1 protein-coding gene is annotated in these 294 nt (G+C 61.6%); it reads right to left on the minus strand.

From position 1 onward, the window contains the following. Positions 1-294 (minus strand): transposase (locus tag AC0IY0_RS28800; protein ID WP_471766485.1); only part of this gene is annotated, 294 nt, incomplete at both ends.

Below are 294 nucleotides of genomic sequence, written 5' to 3' on the forward strand. Positions count from 1 at the left end.
TGAGTTAGAAGTTTTTTGGCAGAAGCGTTTGACGTTGGCGAGGATGGCGTCGGCTGATTTGGTCCAGACGAATGGCTTTGGCTGGGCGTTGGTCTGATCGATGTAGGCGTGGATGGCGGTCTCCAGATCGCCCATGGTCTGGAACACGCCGCGTTGAAGCTGGCGCCGCGTCAGCAGCGCGAACCAGCCCTCGACGACGTTGAGCCATGAGGCCGAGGTCGGGGTGAAGTGCAGGTGCCAGCGCGGGCGCTTCAGCAGCCAGTCGTGGATCAGTTTGGTCTTGTGGGTGGCGGC

Source organism: Methylobacterium sp. AC315 (genome assembly GCF_979253755.1).